The sequence below is a fragment of the Phaeobacter sp. JH20_02 genome (assembly GCF_048056915.1).
Taxonomy (GTDB): Bacteria; Pseudomonadota; Alphaproteobacteria; order Rhodobacterales; family Rhodobacteraceae; genus Phaeobacter; species Phaeobacter bryozoorum.
Map to the genome: position 1 here is coordinate 263,005 of NZ_JAYMVP010000022.1, position 15,646 is coordinate 278,650.

Here is a 15,646-nt window from a genome sequence, read left to right on the forward strand (position 1 = left end):
ATATCATGACAGGCACGCAGAGTTCCGGGAGCGCCCGGGTCCTGGCGGTTTTGGGGCCGACCAATACCGGCAAGACGCACTATGCGATTGAACGTATGCTGGGGCATCGCACGGGTGTCATGGGATTCCCGTTGCGGCTTCTGGCGCGCGAGGTCTATGACAAGGTCGTCGCCGCCCGTGGCCCGTCGGTGGTGGCACTGATCACCGGTGAAGAGCGTATCGTGCCGCCGCGCGCACAATACTGGATCTGCACTGTTGAGGCGATGCCCGAGGGGATGGGCTGCGATTTCCTTGCGGTGGATGAAATCCAGCTCTGCGCCGACCCGGAACGGGGCCATGTCTTTACCGACCGTCTGCTAAGGGCGCGTGGCACTCATGAGACGCTGTTTCTTGGCGCTGACACCATGCGCGGGCCGATTGCTGCGTTGGTTCCGGGCGTGCAGTTTATGCGCCGCGAACGGCTTTCGGATCTGGTCTATGCCGGATCCAAGAAGCTCAGCCGGATGCCTGCGCGCACCGCTATCGTCGGGTTCTCCATCGACAATGTCTATGCCATCGCCGAACTGTTGCGCCGACAGAAGGGCGGGGCAGCCGTTGTGATGGGCGCGCTCAGCCCCCGGACCCGCAACGCCCAGGTCGAGCTCTACCAGAATGGCGAGGTGGACTATCTGGTCGCGACCGATGCCATCGGCATGGGTCTCAATCTGGATATCGATCACGTCGCCTTTTCTTCGCTCAGCAAATTTGACGGTCGCCGGATGCGGCAATTGGCCCCGAATGAACTGGCCCAGATCGCGGGGCGGGCAGGGCGCGGGATGAGTCACGGCAGCTTTGGGGTTACCGGCGATGCCCCGCCGCTGGAGGATGGCGTCGCGCAGGCGATCATGGAACACCGGTTCACGCCGTTGAAGAAATTGAACTGGCGTTCCTCGGCGCTGCAATTCGGCACGGTAGAGGCACTGATCCGCTCTCTCGAATCAGCGCCTGACGATCAGAACCTGATCCGCGCCCGCGAAGCGGACGATCTTATCGCCTTGAAATCGTTGTCCCAGCAGGATGAAATTCTGGCGCGCACAACCAACGCGCCCTCGGTACGATTGCTCTGGGATATCTGTCGCATCCCGGATTTTCGCGGTATCTCGCAATCGGAACATTCGGGGCTCTTGGGCGTTTTGTTCCAGTATTTGCACGACTCAGGCGTTGTCCCGGACGACTGGCTGGCGCGGCAGGTCAAACGGATTGATCGGGTTGATGGCGACATTGACGCATTGTCGAAACGTTTGGCCTTTATACGTACATGGACCTATGTCGCACAAAGGAACGGCTGGGTCCGTGATGAAAGTCATTGGCGCGGGGAGACGCGCGCTGTAGAAGACAGATTGTCGGACGCCTTGCACGAACGTCTGACTCAGCGATTTGTGGACCGGCGCACATCCGTGCTTTTGCGCCGGCTCAAACAGAAGGAGGCCCTTTTGGCCGAAGTGAATGATAAGGGTGAAGTGACCGTCGAAGGTGAATTCGTTGGTCGTCTTGAAGGGTTCCGGTTCTCGCCGGACAAGGGCGCACAAGGCGCCGAGGCAAAGGCGTTGAAATCCGCCTCCCTGCAAGCACTCGCACCGCATTTCCATCTCCGGGCTGACCGTTTTTACAACGCGCCGGATACCGAAATTGATTTTACCGATCAGGGCGGCCTGATGTGGGGTGAATATGCTGTCGGCAAATTGGTGGCCGGCGCTGACCCGCTGAATCCGCGCATCGAGGTGTTTGTCGACGATACTGCGGGCCCAGATGTGGCCCAGAAGGTCGAACGCCGCCTGCAACATTTCATCTCACGCAAGATCAACGCGCTGTTTGAGCCGCTGCTCAACCTGCAGCGCGACGAGGAGCTGACCGGCCTGGCCCGTGGCTTTGCCTTCCGTATGGTCGAGGGTCTGGGTCTGCTGCCGCGCGGCAGTGTCGCGCAGGAAGTGAAAGATCTGGACCAGGATGCACGTGGCGCGTTGCGCAAACATGGCATCCGCTTTGGCCAGTTCACCATCTTCATGCCGCTGCTTCTGAAGCCGGCGCCGACCCGCCTGCGGCTGGTGCTCTGGGCTCTGTCCGAGGGTCTTGGCGAATTCCCCGATGCACCGCCTGCCGGTCTGGTGACCGTTCCTGTGATCAAGGATGCTCCGCAGGGCTATGATACCATGTGCGGGTATCGCAACGCGGGCGAACGCATGATCCGTATCGACATGCTCGAACGTCTTGCAGACATGCTGCGCGCCGAAGACAGCCGTGGCGGGTTCGAGGCCAAGGCCGACATGCTGTCGATCACCGGCATGACGCTGGAGCAGTTTGCAGATTTGATGCAGGGGCTTGGCTATCAGGCCGACAAGGGCGAGCGGATCAAGGCCAAGGCGGTTGACACCGTGGTCACCGAAACCAGCACGCCTGATGCGGATATCCCGGTGATGGACGCGGCGCAACAGGTTGAAAACACGCCTGCCGCCGCCCCGGATGAGACCGATACCGCTGCCGTCACTGAAACAGTTACCGCTGATCCTGATGCGCCAGCCGATGTTCCGGGTGATGTTGCGGCGATTGAGGACGCAGGGGTGGCACCGGTTGCAGAAACCATGGCCGACCCGGCAGCAGTTGATCCGATCCCCGAGACCGCCGAGATCGAGACCCCGGTTGGCGAAGCTGCCGATGCCAATGTAGACGAGCTTGAGATGGAGGTGTTCTACACCTTCACCTGGGGGCGCGCCCGGAAGACGGGCGGCCACCGCGGCGGTGGCCGTCGCGGTCAGGACGCTGGCGAGAGCGGTGCAAAGCGTGGCGGCGACGCTGTGCGCGGCAAGGGCAAACCACGTGGCGGCAAGCCTGGCCGCGATGGCAAGCCCGGCAAGAAGGGTGGCCGTCAGGATCAGGGCAGCAAAACCTATTCGGCCCGCCCGCCGAAGAAGGAAAAGCAGATTGATCCCGACAATCCCTTTGCAGCGGCGCTGATGGGACTGAAACAATCCGATTGATCGGCTGCTGGTGCCATGGATGACGCAGGTCTCTGAAAAGATCAGGATCGACAAATGGTTGTGGCAGGCGCGGTTCTTCAAGACCCGTAGCCTGTCCGCCAAGATGGTCAGCGCGGGCCATCTCCGTCTCAATGGCAACAAGATTGCAAAACCGGCTCAGAACGTCTCTCTTGGGGACGTTCTGACCTTCCCTCAAGGGCGCATCATCCGGACCGTCCGGGTCGAAGCACTTGGAACACGGCGCGGACCTGCTCCAGAGGCACAGGCGCTGTACTTTGATTTGACCGAAAAACAGGACCCCGTGCCGCGTAATCCGCGCTACGAAGGAAAAGGTCGCCCGGATAAGAAAGAGCGCAGGGCGCTTGATCTTAGTCGCCGGGATGGCGCGTTTTGACATCTTGAAGCCGGCGCTCGGGTGAATTAGCTACAAGCCAAACAGCTACGGGACTCGGCCACCATGACTTATGTCGTTACGGATAACTGCATCGCCTGCAAATACACCGACTGCGTCGAAGTCTGTCCGGTCGATTGTTTCTACGAGGGCGAGAATACCCTGGTGATTCACCCGGATGAATGTATCGACTGCGGCGTCTGCGAACCGGAATGCCCCGCCGATGCGATCCGCCCGGATACCGAGCCGGATATGGACAAATGGGTTGAGTTCAATCGGAAATACTCCGAAATGTGGCCAGTCATCGTCTCCAAGAAAGATCCACTGCCAGATGCAGAGGAACGCGACGGAGAAGAAGGCAAGTTGGAGAAGTACTTCTCCGAAGCTCCCGGCGAAGGCGGCTGATAACAGCAGGTGTCTGCGGCTCCAGCTGGCTGGTTGCTTCGCGACTCACCTTTGCAAGACTGCGCGGTCCGGGAACGGGCCGCACCGGAGACCCGCCGTTTTATGGCATTTTTCGGGTCTGGATCCATTGGGACCATGATGTTTCACGGAGCGCTGCCTTTTTGTGGGGCAGAAAATATGATATACTCTTTCAGTAAATGACCAACCACGGATGTCCGCCTTGACTGTGCGCCCTGCGACGCACGGGTCCTATGGCGGTTTTTCTGCGGCATTTCTGTGGGTGCGGGTATTCGGATCACCGCGCGCGTGGATGTGTGGCAGCCCAGCCGACCCGAAGGTCGGCACAGAGCGAGGAAAGACCTGTATGACTAAATCGAAGAAGCCTGAATTCCGCCCTGACGACTATGTTGTGTACCCTGCCCATGGCGTTGGCCAGATCATCTCGATCGAAGAGCAGGAAGTGGCCGGCTTCACGCTGGAACTGTTTGTGATCACCTTTGAGAAGGACAAGATGACACTGCGGGTGCCGACCAATAAAGCCACCGAAATCGGCATGCGGTCGCTCAGCTCCCCCGATGTGATCGCCAAAGCCATGACCACGCTCAAAGGCAAGGCGAAAGTCAAACGCGCCATGTGGTCGCGTCGCGCCCAGGAGTATGAGCAGAAGATCAATTCCGGTGACCTGATCTCCATTGCTGAAGTGGTCCGTGACCTGCACCGCACTGATGACCAGCGTGAACAAAGCTATTCCGAGCGTCAGCTCTATGAAGCGGCACTTGAGCGTCTGACGCGCGAGGTTGCGGCGGTTTCAGGTGGTGACGAAATCTCCGCCGCCAAGCAGGTGGACGAGGTGCTGACCTCCCGCGCGGCCTGATCCAGATCTGATCGCCGCAGGGTCCGATCCATCGGATATACGAACAAAGAAACCTAGGCCGCGCTCCAGGGCGTGGCCTTTTTCGTTTCTGCGCTATGCTTTAGGCGCTGGACATGTGGATCGTGACGGCGTTCGTATGTGACACGTCGAGCCAAGACCCCAAAAACGAGCAGAGAACACCATGACGGACCTAAAGACTCGCCTGACCGATCTCTATCGCGGGACCGACAGCGCGTCGGTCCGGTTTCGCTACGGGCTGATCGGATTTGATGCGGTTACAATTCTATTTTTCATGTCGACGGCCCATATTCCCCACGGTCCCTGGCTGATCGGGCTGAGCTGGATGGCCGGTGTCGTCATCGCTTTGGATCTGGCGGCGCGGTTCTGGATCAGCGGCAACCGCCGCAAACTGCTCTGGCGCATCTATACGCTGGCCGACATAGTGGTGCTGATCTCACTGCTGCTGGAGACGATCCTGCCGGGAGGGCTGGCTTTCCTACGTATCCTACGAGGGCTGCGGCTGATCCACTCCTATCATCTGCTACAGGACCTGCGGCGCGACAGCCGGTTTTTCCGCCGCCATGAAGATGCAATCATCGCGGGGATCAACCTCTTCATCTTTGTCTTCGCAACCTCGATGACGGCTCTGGTGTTCTTCATGGATACATCCGGCAGCGATTATCCTTACATTGACGCGCTGTATTTTACCGTGGCGACACTGACCACGACCGGCTTCGGCGACATCACCATGGCCACACCAGCTGGCAAGACATTTTCGGTTTTTGTCATGGTTGTGGGGGTGACTTTGTTCGTGCGGCTGGCGCAGGCGATCTTTAACCCCCAGCGGGTGCGCTACACCTGCAGCCAATGCGGATTGACGCGCCACGATATCGACGCGGTGCATTGTAAACATTGCGGCGGGCAGCTGAAAATCCGCACCAGCGGGGTGGAGTGACCGGAACCAGGCGTGGCTGTTCAGCCAAGCGCCGCCGCAAGGACCAGCAACCCGGAAAGCTCGCTCAGCTGTTGCGTCGCCCCCAGCACATCCCCGGTTTGTCCGCGAATCTTGGTACGCGCGGTTGCCGCGATCACGGCTGTCGCGGCAAGCATGGCCAGCAATACGCCCCAGCCTGACCAGCCCAGTATCAGCAGCGCCACCAGACCCGCAATCGCCAGCCCCAGCCCGCAGGCACGCCAAGGCGGTCGGCCGACGGAGGATGACAGACCCGAGCCGCGCGCATTCGCAAGCGCGGCCATCACCAGTGGCATCATGGCCCGGCTCAGCATTGCAACAGGCAGTAGGGCCCAGGGGGCGGCCGCCGTCAGAATGCTGGCGTACGCCATCCAGCGTAGGCCAACGCTCAGGATCAGGGCCAGAACGCCATAGGTGCCGATATGGCTGTCCTTCATGATCTCCAGCCGCCGCTCCCGCGTGAAGCCACCCCAGAACCCATCAGCTGTATCGGCCAGCCCGTCCTCATGCATCGCCCCGGTCAGCACTGTCTGCGTCAGCAGCGCAATCCCCGCCGCGACCATCGGGCTGAGCCCGAAGGCCAGCACCATCATCGACAGAATGCAGGCAGGTAACGCAACGGCAACCCCGGCAAAGGGGAAGGCCCAGACCGCGTGCGCATGGCGCGCAAACTGTTGTTTTTGCAACTTTGGCATCGGCAAACGTGTCAACAAGATCAACACGAGTAGAAAATCTATGCCAGATATGTCGTTTTTTCGCATTTGCGGGCCTCACAGAGGGCTTGCGGTGTCAAGATGAACGGGTACATACGGATGATCCGCTTTACCTGCGACGACCCCTTCGATGCAATGAGGCTTTCAATGCTGTCACCGCTCTTTTCGCTTGATCACTTTCGTGCGCAGCTTGCGCAGGCCCCGGGGGTGGACGAACAGGCTGAGACCGCTGCCGCCGAGCGCAACAGTCAACTGACCAAACCGCCTGGTTCGCTGGGGCGGCTTGAGGATCTGGCAATCTGGTACGGCAGCTGGCGCGGAAGCGAGCGCCCGGTGATCCGCGCGCCGCAGGTGATCGTCTTTGCCGGCAACCACGGGATTGTGGAGCAGGGGGTGTCTGCCTTTCCCAGTGAAGTGACAGCGCAGATGGTCGCGAACTTCAAACACGGCGGCGCGGCGATCAATCAGCTGGCCAAGCTGGCAGGCGCCCGGCTGGATGTTCACAGCCTTGATCTTGAAAAACCCACTCAGGATTTCACCAAAGGCGCCGCCATGGACAGCGTCGAGCTGCTCAGCGCGCTTCAGACCGGGTGGAAGTCGGTGGATCCGGCTGCGGATTTGCTTGTTGTCGGCGAAATGGGCATCGGCAATACGACACCCGCCGCAGCGCTGGCCTGCGCGCTGTTTGGCGGCGACGCTGCGGATTGGACCGGCCGGGGGACCGGTATTGATGATACCGGGCTTGCCAACAAAACCCGGGTCGTGGCCGAAGGAGTGGCCTTGCATGGCCCTGCCATCACCGACGGTGTCGAGGCGCTGCGCCGTTTGGGCGGGCGCGAGATTGCAGCCATGGCCGGGGCGATGACTGCGGCCCGCATGATGCGCATCCCGGTTATTCTTGATGGCTTTATCTGCTGTGCCGCTGCGGCCTGCTTGATGCGGACCCATCCGGCGGCGCTGGATCATGCGGTCGCGGGTCACCAGAGCGCCGAAAGCGCCCATGCCGCGCTGTTGACCCACCTGGGCAAGCCGCCGTTTCTCTCGCTTGACCTGCGCCTTGGCGAGGGATCGGGTGCGGCTTTGGCGATCCAGGTCCTGCGGGCCGCCGTTGCCTGCCACAGCGGTATGGCGACATTTGAAGAGGCGGGCGTCTCCGTCAGCTAGGCCGGGGCGCGACGGGGCAGGATCGGCGCTCAGGCTGACTTCTGGTCAGTGGACTTCTTGGCTTCGGCAAGCTCCAGCAGCGCTGTTTCCAGATCTTTTTCCAACTCGCGGGCGCGGGCGATGTAGGCTGGGTTTTCACTGGCCGGCGTGCCCGGGATCCAGAGGCTCGCCAGTTCCCGCACAGTATGGCGGTCATGCGCATAAAAGGTCTGTTCAGCCTGTGCGGCCTCATATTCGCTTAGGCCGATCTGCTCAAGAACGTAGCGCCCCGCGCGAAGCGAGCTGTCGAACATCTCGCGGACGATATCATTCGCCCCCGCCTTATAGAGCTCAAACACGTGGTTGCGGTCGAAGGCGCGCGCAACGATATGCAGCTCCGGATGGCCGCGACGGGCATGGGCGACCAGCCTCAGCGCGGCCTCGCGATCATCCAATGCGACAACCAGAACCTTGGCCTTGGCAATCCCCGCGGCTTTTAGCAGCTCTGGCCGGGTCGGATCGCCGAGGAAGCTCTTCACCCCGAACCGGCGCATCAGCTGTACCGAGGCCATATTGCTATCGAGCACAACCGTGTTGAACCCGCTGGCGCGCACCAGACGATTGACAATCTGACCAAAGCGGCCAATCCCGGCTATGATGACGGGACCTTCTTCATCGATTTCGTCGGCGGCCTGTTCCTTGGGGTTGTCCTTGCTGTATTTCGACAGCACGTCATAAAGGATGAACAGAAGCGGGGTGATCAGCATCGACAATGCAATCACCAGAAGCAGCTTTTCCGACAGCTCGGGCGGCACGACATTGAGCTGCCGCGAAAATGCCAGCAGGACAAAGCCAAACTCCCCCGCCTGTGCAAGGCCCAGCGTAAACAGCCAGTGATTTCGTTTCTTCAGGCCGAAGGCCTTGCCGACAAAATAAAGCACTATGCCTTTTGCAAGGATGACGAGAAGCGCAAGGCCGATCAGATCGCCCGGCTCGGCCAGGAACAGGCGGTAGTTGATGCCAGCCCCGACCGTGATGAAGAACAGCCCCAGCAGCAGCCCCTTGAAAGGGTTGAGATCGCTTTCGAGTTCATGGCGAAATTCGCTGTTGGCCAGAACAACCCCGGCCAGAAAGGCGCCAAGCGCAGGCGAGAGACCAACCAGCGTCATCAGGAAGGAAATGCCGACGACGATCATCAGCGCCAGGGCGGTGTACATCTCCCGTAGATTCGATGCGTGGATGAAGCGGAAGACCGGGCGGGCAAGATAGACACCGGCCAGCACAATGGACGCAATCGCGCCAATGGTGACCAGCGTCACGGCCCAGCCGGGCAGCCCTTCGACCAGAGAAAGCGTTGCGTGGCCGGAGGCCGCATGGGCTTCCTCGGCGCTGCGCGCAATGGATCCATCGCCAATGATCTGAGCGCCATGCTGGGCAGCGAGCAGGGGCAGCAGTGCAAGAATCGGGATGACCGCGATATCCTGTGTCAGCAGCACCGAGAATGTCGCCCGCCCGCCACCGGTACGCATCAGGCCTTTCTCCGAGAGGGTCTGCAAGACGATCGCAGTTGACGAGAGCGAGAGCGCCAGACCAACGGCCAGGCTGACCTGCCAGGTCTCCCCCGCCAGCATGGCCGCGCCCATCAGGGCCACAGTGCTGAGAAGGATCTGTACCCCCCCAAGGCCAAGCAGTTTGTTCCGCATTGCCCAAAGCGCGCGCGGCTCAAGCTCCAATCCGATCAGGAACAGCATCATGACGACGCCGAATTCGGCGAAATGCCGCAGGTCTTCTGCTTCGCTTCCGACGAAGCCAAAAACCGGTCCGATGATAATCCCGGCCGCCAGATAGCCAAGCACGGAACCGAGGCCCAACCGCGCCGCGATGGGCACCGCAATTACAGCGGCTGCTAGGTAAATTGTCGCCTGATAAAGAAATGCGTCCATAGGCTTTGATATCGCAAGCGTAGGGCGTGTTGGCAACGTCTAACATGCCGCCGTCCCGATAGCGGAGCGTTGCCGCCGGTCGGCCTTTCACACCACCGATCATGAGACCGGGCAGAGACACGGCCGTGGATGTCAAAATACGGAGGGATCAACGAACCCCGGAGGCGCTCCACAGCAAGGAGTGCCCCCGGTCAGGCGCGCGAAAGCGCCATGCGAAAGAATGAGCCGCATAACAGCTTGGTCAGTGTCAGCGTTCCAGCGAGCGGATTTCATTGCTCAATTTGGCGATACGTTCCAGGCGATGGGAAATACGTTCCTGAAACACGCCGAGCTGGTCGATGATATCGGCAAGTGTCTCGCCCGATTCCGGCAGGCGGGCGCTTTCAATCTTACACAGGACACGGGTTGAGCTGAGGCCAAGAAAATGTCGGTGCATGACCTGACAGGCATGCATGATGCGCGAGGCCTCGCGGTCCACCTGATCCAGTCCTTTGCCGGCGCGCTCAAGCTGCGCAGCCACCAGTTCGGCCAGTACCTCACGCTCGCCCTGCATGTCGACATCGCCAAGGCTGCGCCGCTCTTTCTGAAGCTGGATGTCGCATTCCTTCAGAACGCGAACCATACATTCGACAAACAGTGAATCATCGACGGCGGTTTCAATCACCGCAAAATTGCTGTCTTTCCCCATTACATGGGCCGCGAACCAATCCGACATCTCGCGCGACATAGCACCGTAGTTCTGCGAGAGCACGGTGACCGGACCGCCTGACGGCTCAATGCGCGACGCGATGACCCGCAGGTTATGCGGGATCGTGTGCATGGCGTCGAAATCTTTGATCAGACCTTCGGTTTCCGCAACAAGCGTCTTGGCGTTGGCCAGCATCTTGCACAGATCGACGATCATCTGATCCGGCTCGTTCTCCAGCCCGATGTCTCGTGCGATCAGTTCTTCGCTCATCGCTTTTGTGGCGAATTGGCGGTAGTTTTCGTAACCATGTTCGACGATCCAGCTCTTCAGCCGTTCGGCGCTTTCCTCTGGCGACAGACCTTCGTCTTTTTCAGCAGCCAACAGCTTGGTATATAGGGCGCGCACGTTGTCAAAGATCTTGCTGCTGGGTTTGAGGCGGGCCGACAGATAGCCATCGCCGCAGGGCACGACAACCGCATAGACCCAGTAATACAGGCCATCCTTCGATTTGTTTTTGACGTAGGCGCCCATGGTCTGGCCGCTTTTGATCGTGTCCCAGAACAGTTGAAACACGCCCTTGGGCATGTCCGGGTGGCGAATGGTGCGATGCGGCGCGCCCAGCAGCTCTTCCCAGTCGTAATTGGACACCCTTCGAAATACATAGTTACCGGCAAGAATGACCCCGCGGCTGTCAGTGCGCGAGAAAAATACTTCGTTCAGCCCAAATGGGGCTTCTCCGCGGGAGGGGCGGCTTTCAATGCGACGATCTACAAAGGACACGGTCTCTATCCAATCTCTGAGTCTGTACCGTGTTTGTATATCGCACGAGTGTTCACGGAACCTTAAGTTGGCAGGGGGCCATCGCTTTTTAATTGTGCCATGACGATCTGACTTTGGACCCGCGCAACAGTGGGATGTGGCAGTAAAATTTCATGCAAAAGTCGATTCAGGGCGGCCAAATCAGTGCAAAATACCCTAAGTAAATAGTCCGCTTCGCCCGTCATCGTCCAGGCGGAGGTGATTTCCGGGCGCGATCTGACCAACCGGGAAAATCGCTCAGATTGTTCGGGTCCGTGGCTCTCCAGGTGAACCTGAACAAACCCCTGTACGCTCAACCCCAACTTGTCAGGATCAAGCCGCGCCTCGTAGCTGCGGATATAGCCATCGACCTCCAGTCGCTGCCTGCGTCGCCCCGCCTGACTGGCAGAGAGATTCAGCAATTCTCCCAGCTGCTGTGCGGTAAGATGGGCATCCTTCTGCAAGGCTGCCAGCAGTTTCTGATCGGTTGCGTCCAACATGTGCGGAACTTTCACGTAAATCACTCGATGAATGCGCGTTCTCCGCATCTGGCCCTAGGTGTAACCTAAACTATGCGCAAAACAAGCATCGGAATTGCGGTATTCTGGATGCAGCTACACCATTCCCGATCTGGAGGAAGCCGCATGGGTCCATTCCCGCATAATGCCCCGAAGTCCGTCATCAGCGCCGAAAACCCGGCCGGCACCGATGGTTTTGAATTTGTCGAATTCGCTCACCCCGAGCCTCAGGAGCTGCGCGATCTGTTTACGCGCATGGGCTATGAGCTGGTTGGTCATCATAAGGCAAAGCCCGGCGTGGAGCTGTGGCAGCAGGGCGATATCACCTATATCCTGAATGCCGAGGCCGGTAGCTTTGCCGAGAAATTCGTGGCCGAGCATGGTCCCTGCGCACCCTCGATGGGCTGGCGGGTGGTTGACGCGCAAAAAGCGTTCGAACATGCCCTGTCCAAAGGCGCCGAAGCCTATGAGGGCGACGACAAGACCATGGATGTGCCCGCGATCAAAGGGATCGGCGGCTCTCTGATCTACTTCATCGACCAGTACTATGACACCTCGCCCTATAACGAAGAGTTCGAGTGGCTGAAGCAGTCCAAACCACGCGGCGTCGGCTTCTACTACCTCGATCACCTGACCCACAATGTCTACAAGGGCAATATGGACAAGTGGTTCAAGTTCTACGGTGAACTGTTCAACTTCAAGGAAATCCGCTTCTTTGATATCGAGGGCAAGTTCACCGGCCTGTTGAGCCGCGCGCTGACCTCCCCCTGTGGCCGGATCCGCATTCCGATCAACGAAGATCGTGGCGAAACCGGGCAGATCGTGTCCTATCTGAAGAAATACAACGGTGAAGGTATCCAGCACATTGCTGTCGGGACCGAGGACATCTATGGGGCGACCGACGAAATCTCCGAACGCGGGATCACCTTCATGCCGGCGCCGCCCGCGAGCTATTATGAGATGAGCCATGATCGTGTCGTCGGTCATGACGAGCCTCTGGACCGGATGCAGAAACACGGCATCCTGATCGACGGCGAAGGGGTCGTTGACGGGGGCGAAACCAAGATCCTGCTACAGATCTTCTCCAAGACCGTGATCGGGCCGATCTTCTTTGAGTTCATTCAGCGCAAGGGCGACGATGGTTTCGGCGAGGGGAACTTCAAGGCTCTGTTTGAATCGATCGAGCGCGAGCAGATCGCCAATGGAGAGCTTACAGGGGTAGAATAACTGCCCCTTACCCCACTGAACCAAAGAAGCCGGGCCTATGCAGGTCCGGCTTTGACAAGTCAGCTTCGAATGAGCGTCTTCAGTTAAGATGCGGCCCCTAGCCACTCGGAATTAGCCACTCGGAATTTTCAGCGTCAGATTTCGATTGCCTTTCTGGTATTGCAGTTGGCTGTCGCCGATAGCGACAACGCGGCCACCGTCGATCCGGTCTCCGACCTTCACCTTCTTGTACCGCCCATTGGGCATCAGGATCAGCGCCCGGCGATTTGAAGGGGTGCCATAGACACCAATCAGGTTCACGCGCCGCAGGTTGATCGCGTTGTCGATCGTGGCCTGACGGGCCACGGACGCACTGGACGGGATCCGGGGCGTCACGGTCTGCGGCGGGCTGCTGGCAACGGCTTCGGCAATGCTCGGCTCCGCGTTGCGCTGCGGGTTGCGTTGGGCACGATCGACCAGATTGGCAAAATTGGCCGGCCGCGCGCGCGGAACCACGGAGCGCGCAATGGCCTGTGCGGTTGCAGGCAGGCTGTTCTCTTCAGCGGGTTTCAGTCCGGGCGGGCGCGGGCGGGGACGTAAGGCGCCCAGCTCGGCGCGGCTCAACCCGCCGAGCTGGGCCCGTTCGTTCTGCTCAACCAGATCTCTGGGGCGTTGCTTCGGCCGGAGTTCCGACAGGATCGCCTGTCGCGCGGCTTCCTCTGCTGCCGCTGCAACTTCGGGGTCGGGGCGGGCCGGTGTCGGCGGAGGGATTTTTTCCGGGCGACCGAGGAACACCATGACCCCATCCGGGTTCAGGCTGCCTTCCGGAGTCGCTTTGACCAAGCCGCGCTCATCCAGTTCAAACTGCTGCCCGGCGGCCGTTGGCGTGCTGACCGAACCAAGTTGCAGGTCGGTCGCGTAGAGATCCGGATCCGGCAGCGCGATGGCATCTTCGGAAATATCTGTCGGGTCAATCGAGGCCACGTAAAGCGTCTCGAGGTTCTCCGCCCCCGGTGCCTCCGGCGTTTCGGGGGCGTGCTGCCAGATACCTGTGGCCGCATATTGGGCGGCGCGGGTCAGCGGTGTATCCTGTTCGGCGTCGCCCATTTCTGGGTCCGCCTCAGGTGCCAGCTCTGCCAGATCGAGGTCTTCGGTCAGCGTCTGCTCCGCCGCTTCGGGTCCCTCCTGTTCAAGCCGCAGGGCATCCAGAACCGCCGTATCGGTACTGGAAAGCCCATCCACGTCGCTCTCTGCCGGGTCGGAGGGCACGGCGGCGGCGTCATCGGTGATGTTGTCCAGCGGCAGCAGGGAACCATCGTCCGGCTGATCGGGAATGGCGCTTACCTGTGGGGCAATGTCGCCAGCCTCAGCGGTCTCGGGCGTGTCCAGAGGGACCGCGGTGCCATCAGTCACGGCGTTGCGCGTCTGCTTTTCCGCAAGTATGGCCCAGGCGGCCACGATTGCCATGAATAGGAGCAGAGCCGTCACCAGAGCAAGCCCCAGGAAACGTGGTTTGCCGCCGATTTTTTTCTTTCTGACGCCGACCAGCAGAGCAGCCTTGCCTGCTTCATGCAGGGATTTCTTATCCTTCGGGGTGTCCGTCAGGGAAATCTCAACCATTTCATCGCGGGGCAGGACAGGCGCTGGACCCGATGGTTTTGGCGCCGGGGGGATGATGGCCTTGGCGGCTGCGGGCGGCGAAACTATGGCCGGGGCCTTGCCCAGACCACCACCAGACCCGACAGGGCTATCTGCCAGGGCGATCGTGCCAAACGCCGCATGCGGGACCACGCGACCAGCATCAGGGGATTTGCCATTCGCAGTCAGCCCTGGTGTTGTAGCAGCGACCTTGCCCGACGGTTTATCTGACGGTTGCGCCGCGTCCGTGGAAGTTCCAGCCGGGCTCGACGCCACATCCGCCGCGGCAGTCGTGGCGCGCAGCGTTGGTTCGCTCCGGACTGCGCCCTCCTTGCGCCTGCGCGTGGAAAACCCGGTCGCGGCAGCGGGTTCGGCGGGGTCGCTTGGGGTGTCGGCTGTCGCTGACGGTGCGGTCTCTACCGCAGAGGCTTCGACAGTGTCGCTCGCTTCAGGCGCGGTTGTAGCCGTGTCCACAACCGCTTCGTCCGCCGTTGCGTCCTTGGCGGCAGCAGCGGCATCGGTCGGCAGGGCATCCGGTTGCTCGCCGGGTCTGGCCTCGGTGCCGTCAGACGTGCTTTCCACAGGCTCAGGCTCAGGCTCAGGCTCAGGCTCAGGCTCAGGCTCAGGCGGCGCGGCGGGGCCTATGTTGACGACCGCAATTCCATCAGGCTCAGCCGGTTCTTCCCCTGATTGCAGCAACGTCTGCGAGGCACCAAAGTAGGGCTCTCCCAGAAAATCCATATCGCCCGGTACCGCCACGAAACCAACCGGCAGAAACCCGTGCATCAGAGCAAAATCTTCGGCTTCCTGCAGTGTCTCCCGGGCCACTGCGGCCACATGCGTCTGCGATCCATCCTCGCTGAGGTCAAAGGCCAGTTCATCGACCCGATACGGGGTCGCCCCGTCCAGTCCCCGTTCGGCGGCGGCACGACGATCCGCAGTGTCAGTGACGCCGGTCTGAAGGGTCAGATAACGGATCTGATCATTGGGAATGATGAGCTTGCAGGCGATCGGCCCCTGGGCGTACCGTTCGCCCAGTCGGCGCAGGTCTGCCAATGCCTCACCCAGATCCTCCACATCCAGCGCAACCGTGCCAATCTGACGCCAGCCACCAGCGGCTCGCTGCAACAGGCAAACGCCGGTGGAGGACAGAGAGAGTGCAAACCCCGGTTTCATGATGCAAACACGCCTTCAGCTCTAATGTGCCCATACCCCAGTGTGGCAAGGCGATCTTGGCGCAGACCATACGGCAGAGCGGGCGCAAGGGAAAGGAAAAGACACCATTTCCCCCTTGCAGGCGGTCAATTGCCATCCCCATGTAACACCTCAGAAAGGGAGCAGT

General features: G+C 60.4%; 12 protein-coding genes. 7 read left to right on the forward strand and 5 right to left on the reverse strand.

Annotated elements, in window-relative coordinates; translation table 11 throughout:
* Positions 1-5: 5 nt before the first annotated feature.
* The 5 genes from VWY34_RS08030 (at position 6) to VWY34_RS08050 (ending at position 5,639) form a co-directional block, all read left to right on the forward strand.
* Positions 6-3,014: a helicase-related protein gene (locus VWY34_RS08030; protein WP_416544033.1), complete on the forward strand. Its 3,009-nt coding sequence runs from the start codon at positions 6-8 to the stop codon at positions 3,012-3,014.
* Between the two features lie 19 nt (positions 3,015-3,033).
* Positions 3,034-3,408 (forward strand): RNA-binding S4 domain-containing protein, encoded by a 375-nt coding sequence (locus VWY34_RS08035; RefSeq protein WP_340544781.1) that lies wholly within the window; start codon positions 3,034-3,036, stop codon positions 3,406-3,408.
* Between the two features lie 63 nt (positions 3,409-3,471).
* On the forward strand, positions 3,472-3,810 hold the full coding sequence (gene fdxA, locus VWY34_RS08040) for a ferredoxin FdxA (protein ID WP_008559821.1): 339 nt from the start codon (positions 3,472-3,474) through the stop codon (positions 3,808-3,810).
* A 364-nt stretch (positions 3,811-4,174) separates the two neighbouring features.
* Positions 4,175-4,684 (forward strand): CarD family transcriptional regulator, encoded by a 510-nt coding sequence (locus VWY34_RS08045; RefSeq protein ID WP_340544782.1) that lies wholly within the window; start codon positions 4,175-4,177, stop codon positions 4,682-4,684.
* A gap of 181 nt (positions 4,685-4,865) precedes the next feature.
* Positions 4,866-5,639 carry an ion channel gene (locus VWY34_RS08050; RefSeq protein WP_340544783.1) on the forward strand — a complete coding sequence of 258 codons (774 nt, stop codon included), beginning with the start codon at positions 4,866-4,868 and terminating at the stop codon, positions 5,637-5,639.
* Between the two features lie 20 nt (positions 5,640-5,659).
* On the opposite strand, the gene VWY34_RS08055 is transcribed toward VWY34_RS08050, so the two are convergent.
* A complete protein-coding gene (locus tag VWY34_RS08055) occupies positions 5,660-6,418 on the reverse strand; it encodes an adenosylcobinamide-GDP ribazoletransferase (RefSeq protein WP_416544034.1) in 759 nt (252 codons plus the stop codon).
* Positions 6,419-6,517: 99 nt separating this feature from the next.
* Here VWY34_RS08055 and cobT point away from each other — a divergent pair, with 99 nt between their 5' ends.
* The gene (gene cobT / locus VWY34_RS08060) at positions 6,518-7,534 is read left to right on the forward strand and encodes a nicotinate-nucleotide--dimethylbenzimidazole phosphoribosyltransferase (protein WP_340544785.1); all 1,017 of its coding nucleotides are present in this window, start codon (positions 6,518-6,520) and stop codon (positions 7,532-7,534) included.
* Between the two features lie 29 nt (positions 7,535-7,563).
* Here the strand turns inward: cobT and VWY34_RS08065 are convergent, their stop codons facing one another.
* The 3 genes from VWY34_RS08065 to VWY34_RS08075 all read right to left on the reverse strand — a co-directional run bounded on the left by VWY34_RS08065 (position 7,564) and on the right by VWY34_RS08075 (position 11,442).
* The gene (locus tag VWY34_RS08065) at positions 7,564-9,456 is read right to left on the reverse strand and encodes a monovalent cation:proton antiporter-2 (CPA2) family protein (protein WP_416544035.1); all 1,893 of its coding nucleotides are present in this window, start codon (positions 9,454-9,456) and stop codon (positions 7,564-7,566) included.
* A 247-nt stretch (positions 9,457-9,703) separates the two neighbouring features.
* On the reverse strand, positions 9,704-10,924 hold the full coding sequence (locus VWY34_RS08070) for a PAS domain-containing protein (RefSeq protein WP_416534731.1): 1,221 nt from the start codon (positions 10,922-10,924) through the stop codon (positions 9,704-9,706).
* A 62-nt stretch (positions 10,925-10,986) separates the two neighbouring features.
* Positions 10,987-11,442: an Lrp/AsnC family transcriptional regulator gene (locus VWY34_RS08075; RefSeq protein WP_416544036.1), complete on the reverse strand. Its 456-nt coding sequence runs from the start codon at positions 11,440-11,442 to the stop codon at positions 10,987-10,989.
* Between the two features lie 144 nt (positions 11,443-11,586).
* On the opposite strand from VWY34_RS08075, the gene hppD reads away from it, so the two are divergent.
* A complete protein-coding gene (gene hppD, locus VWY34_RS08080) occupies positions 11,587-12,687 on the forward strand; it encodes a 4-hydroxyphenylpyruvate dioxygenase (protein WP_340544789.1) in 1,101 nt (366 codons plus the stop codon).
* Positions 12,688-12,798: 111 nt separating this feature from the next.
* Here hppD and VWY34_RS08085 read toward each other — a convergent pair whose 3' ends face one another.
* Positions 12,799-15,480, reverse strand: a complete 2,682-nt coding sequence (locus VWY34_RS08085; protein ID WP_416558542.1) for a hypothetical protein — start codon at positions 15,478-15,480, stop codon at positions 12,799-12,801.
* Positions 15,481-15,646 lie beyond the last annotated feature (166 nt).

Bases quoted from the DNA above. Each gene is read 5' to 3' on its own strand.
- hppD (WP_340544789.1), top strand. From the start codon at position 11,587: ATGGGTCCATTCCCGCATAATGCCCCGAAGTCCGTCATCAGCGCCGAA.
- VWY34_RS08035 (WP_340544781.1), top strand. From the start codon at position 3,034: ATGACGCAGGTCTCTGAAAAGATCAGGATCGACAAATGGTTGTGGCAG.
- VWY34_RS08050 (WP_340544783.1), top strand. From the start codon at position 4,866: ATGACGGACCTAAAGACTCGCCTGACCGATCTCTATCGCGGGACCGAC.
- VWY34_RS08085 (WP_416558542.1), bottom strand. From the start codon at position 15,480: ATGAAACCGGGGTTTGCACTCTCTCTGTCCTCCACCGGCGTTTGCCTG.
- fdxA (WP_008559821.1), top strand. From the start codon at position 3,472: ATGACTTATGTCGTTACGGATAACTGCATCGCCTGCAAATACACCGAC.
- VWY34_RS08030 (WP_416544033.1), top strand. From the start codon at position 6: ATGACAGGCACGCAGAGTTCCGGGAGCGCCCGGGTCCTGGCGGTTTTG.
- cobT (WP_340544785.1), top strand. From the start codon at position 6,518: ATGCTGTCACCGCTCTTTTCGCTTGATCACTTTCGTGCGCAGCTTGCG.
- VWY34_RS08045 (WP_340544782.1), top strand. From the start codon at position 4,175: ATGACTAAATCGAAGAAGCCTGAATTCCGCCCTGACGACTATGTTGTG.
- VWY34_RS08065 (WP_416544035.1), bottom strand. From the start codon at position 9,456: ATGGACGCATTTCTTTATCAGGCGACAATTTACCTAGCAGCCGCTGTA.
- VWY34_RS08055 (WP_416544034.1), bottom strand. From the start codon at position 6,418: ATGCGAAAAAACGACATATCTGGCATAGATTTTCTACTCGTGTTGATC.
- VWY34_RS08075 (WP_416544036.1), bottom strand. From the start codon at position 11,442: ATGTTGGACGCAACCGATCAGAAACTGCTGGCAGCCTTGCAGAAGGAT.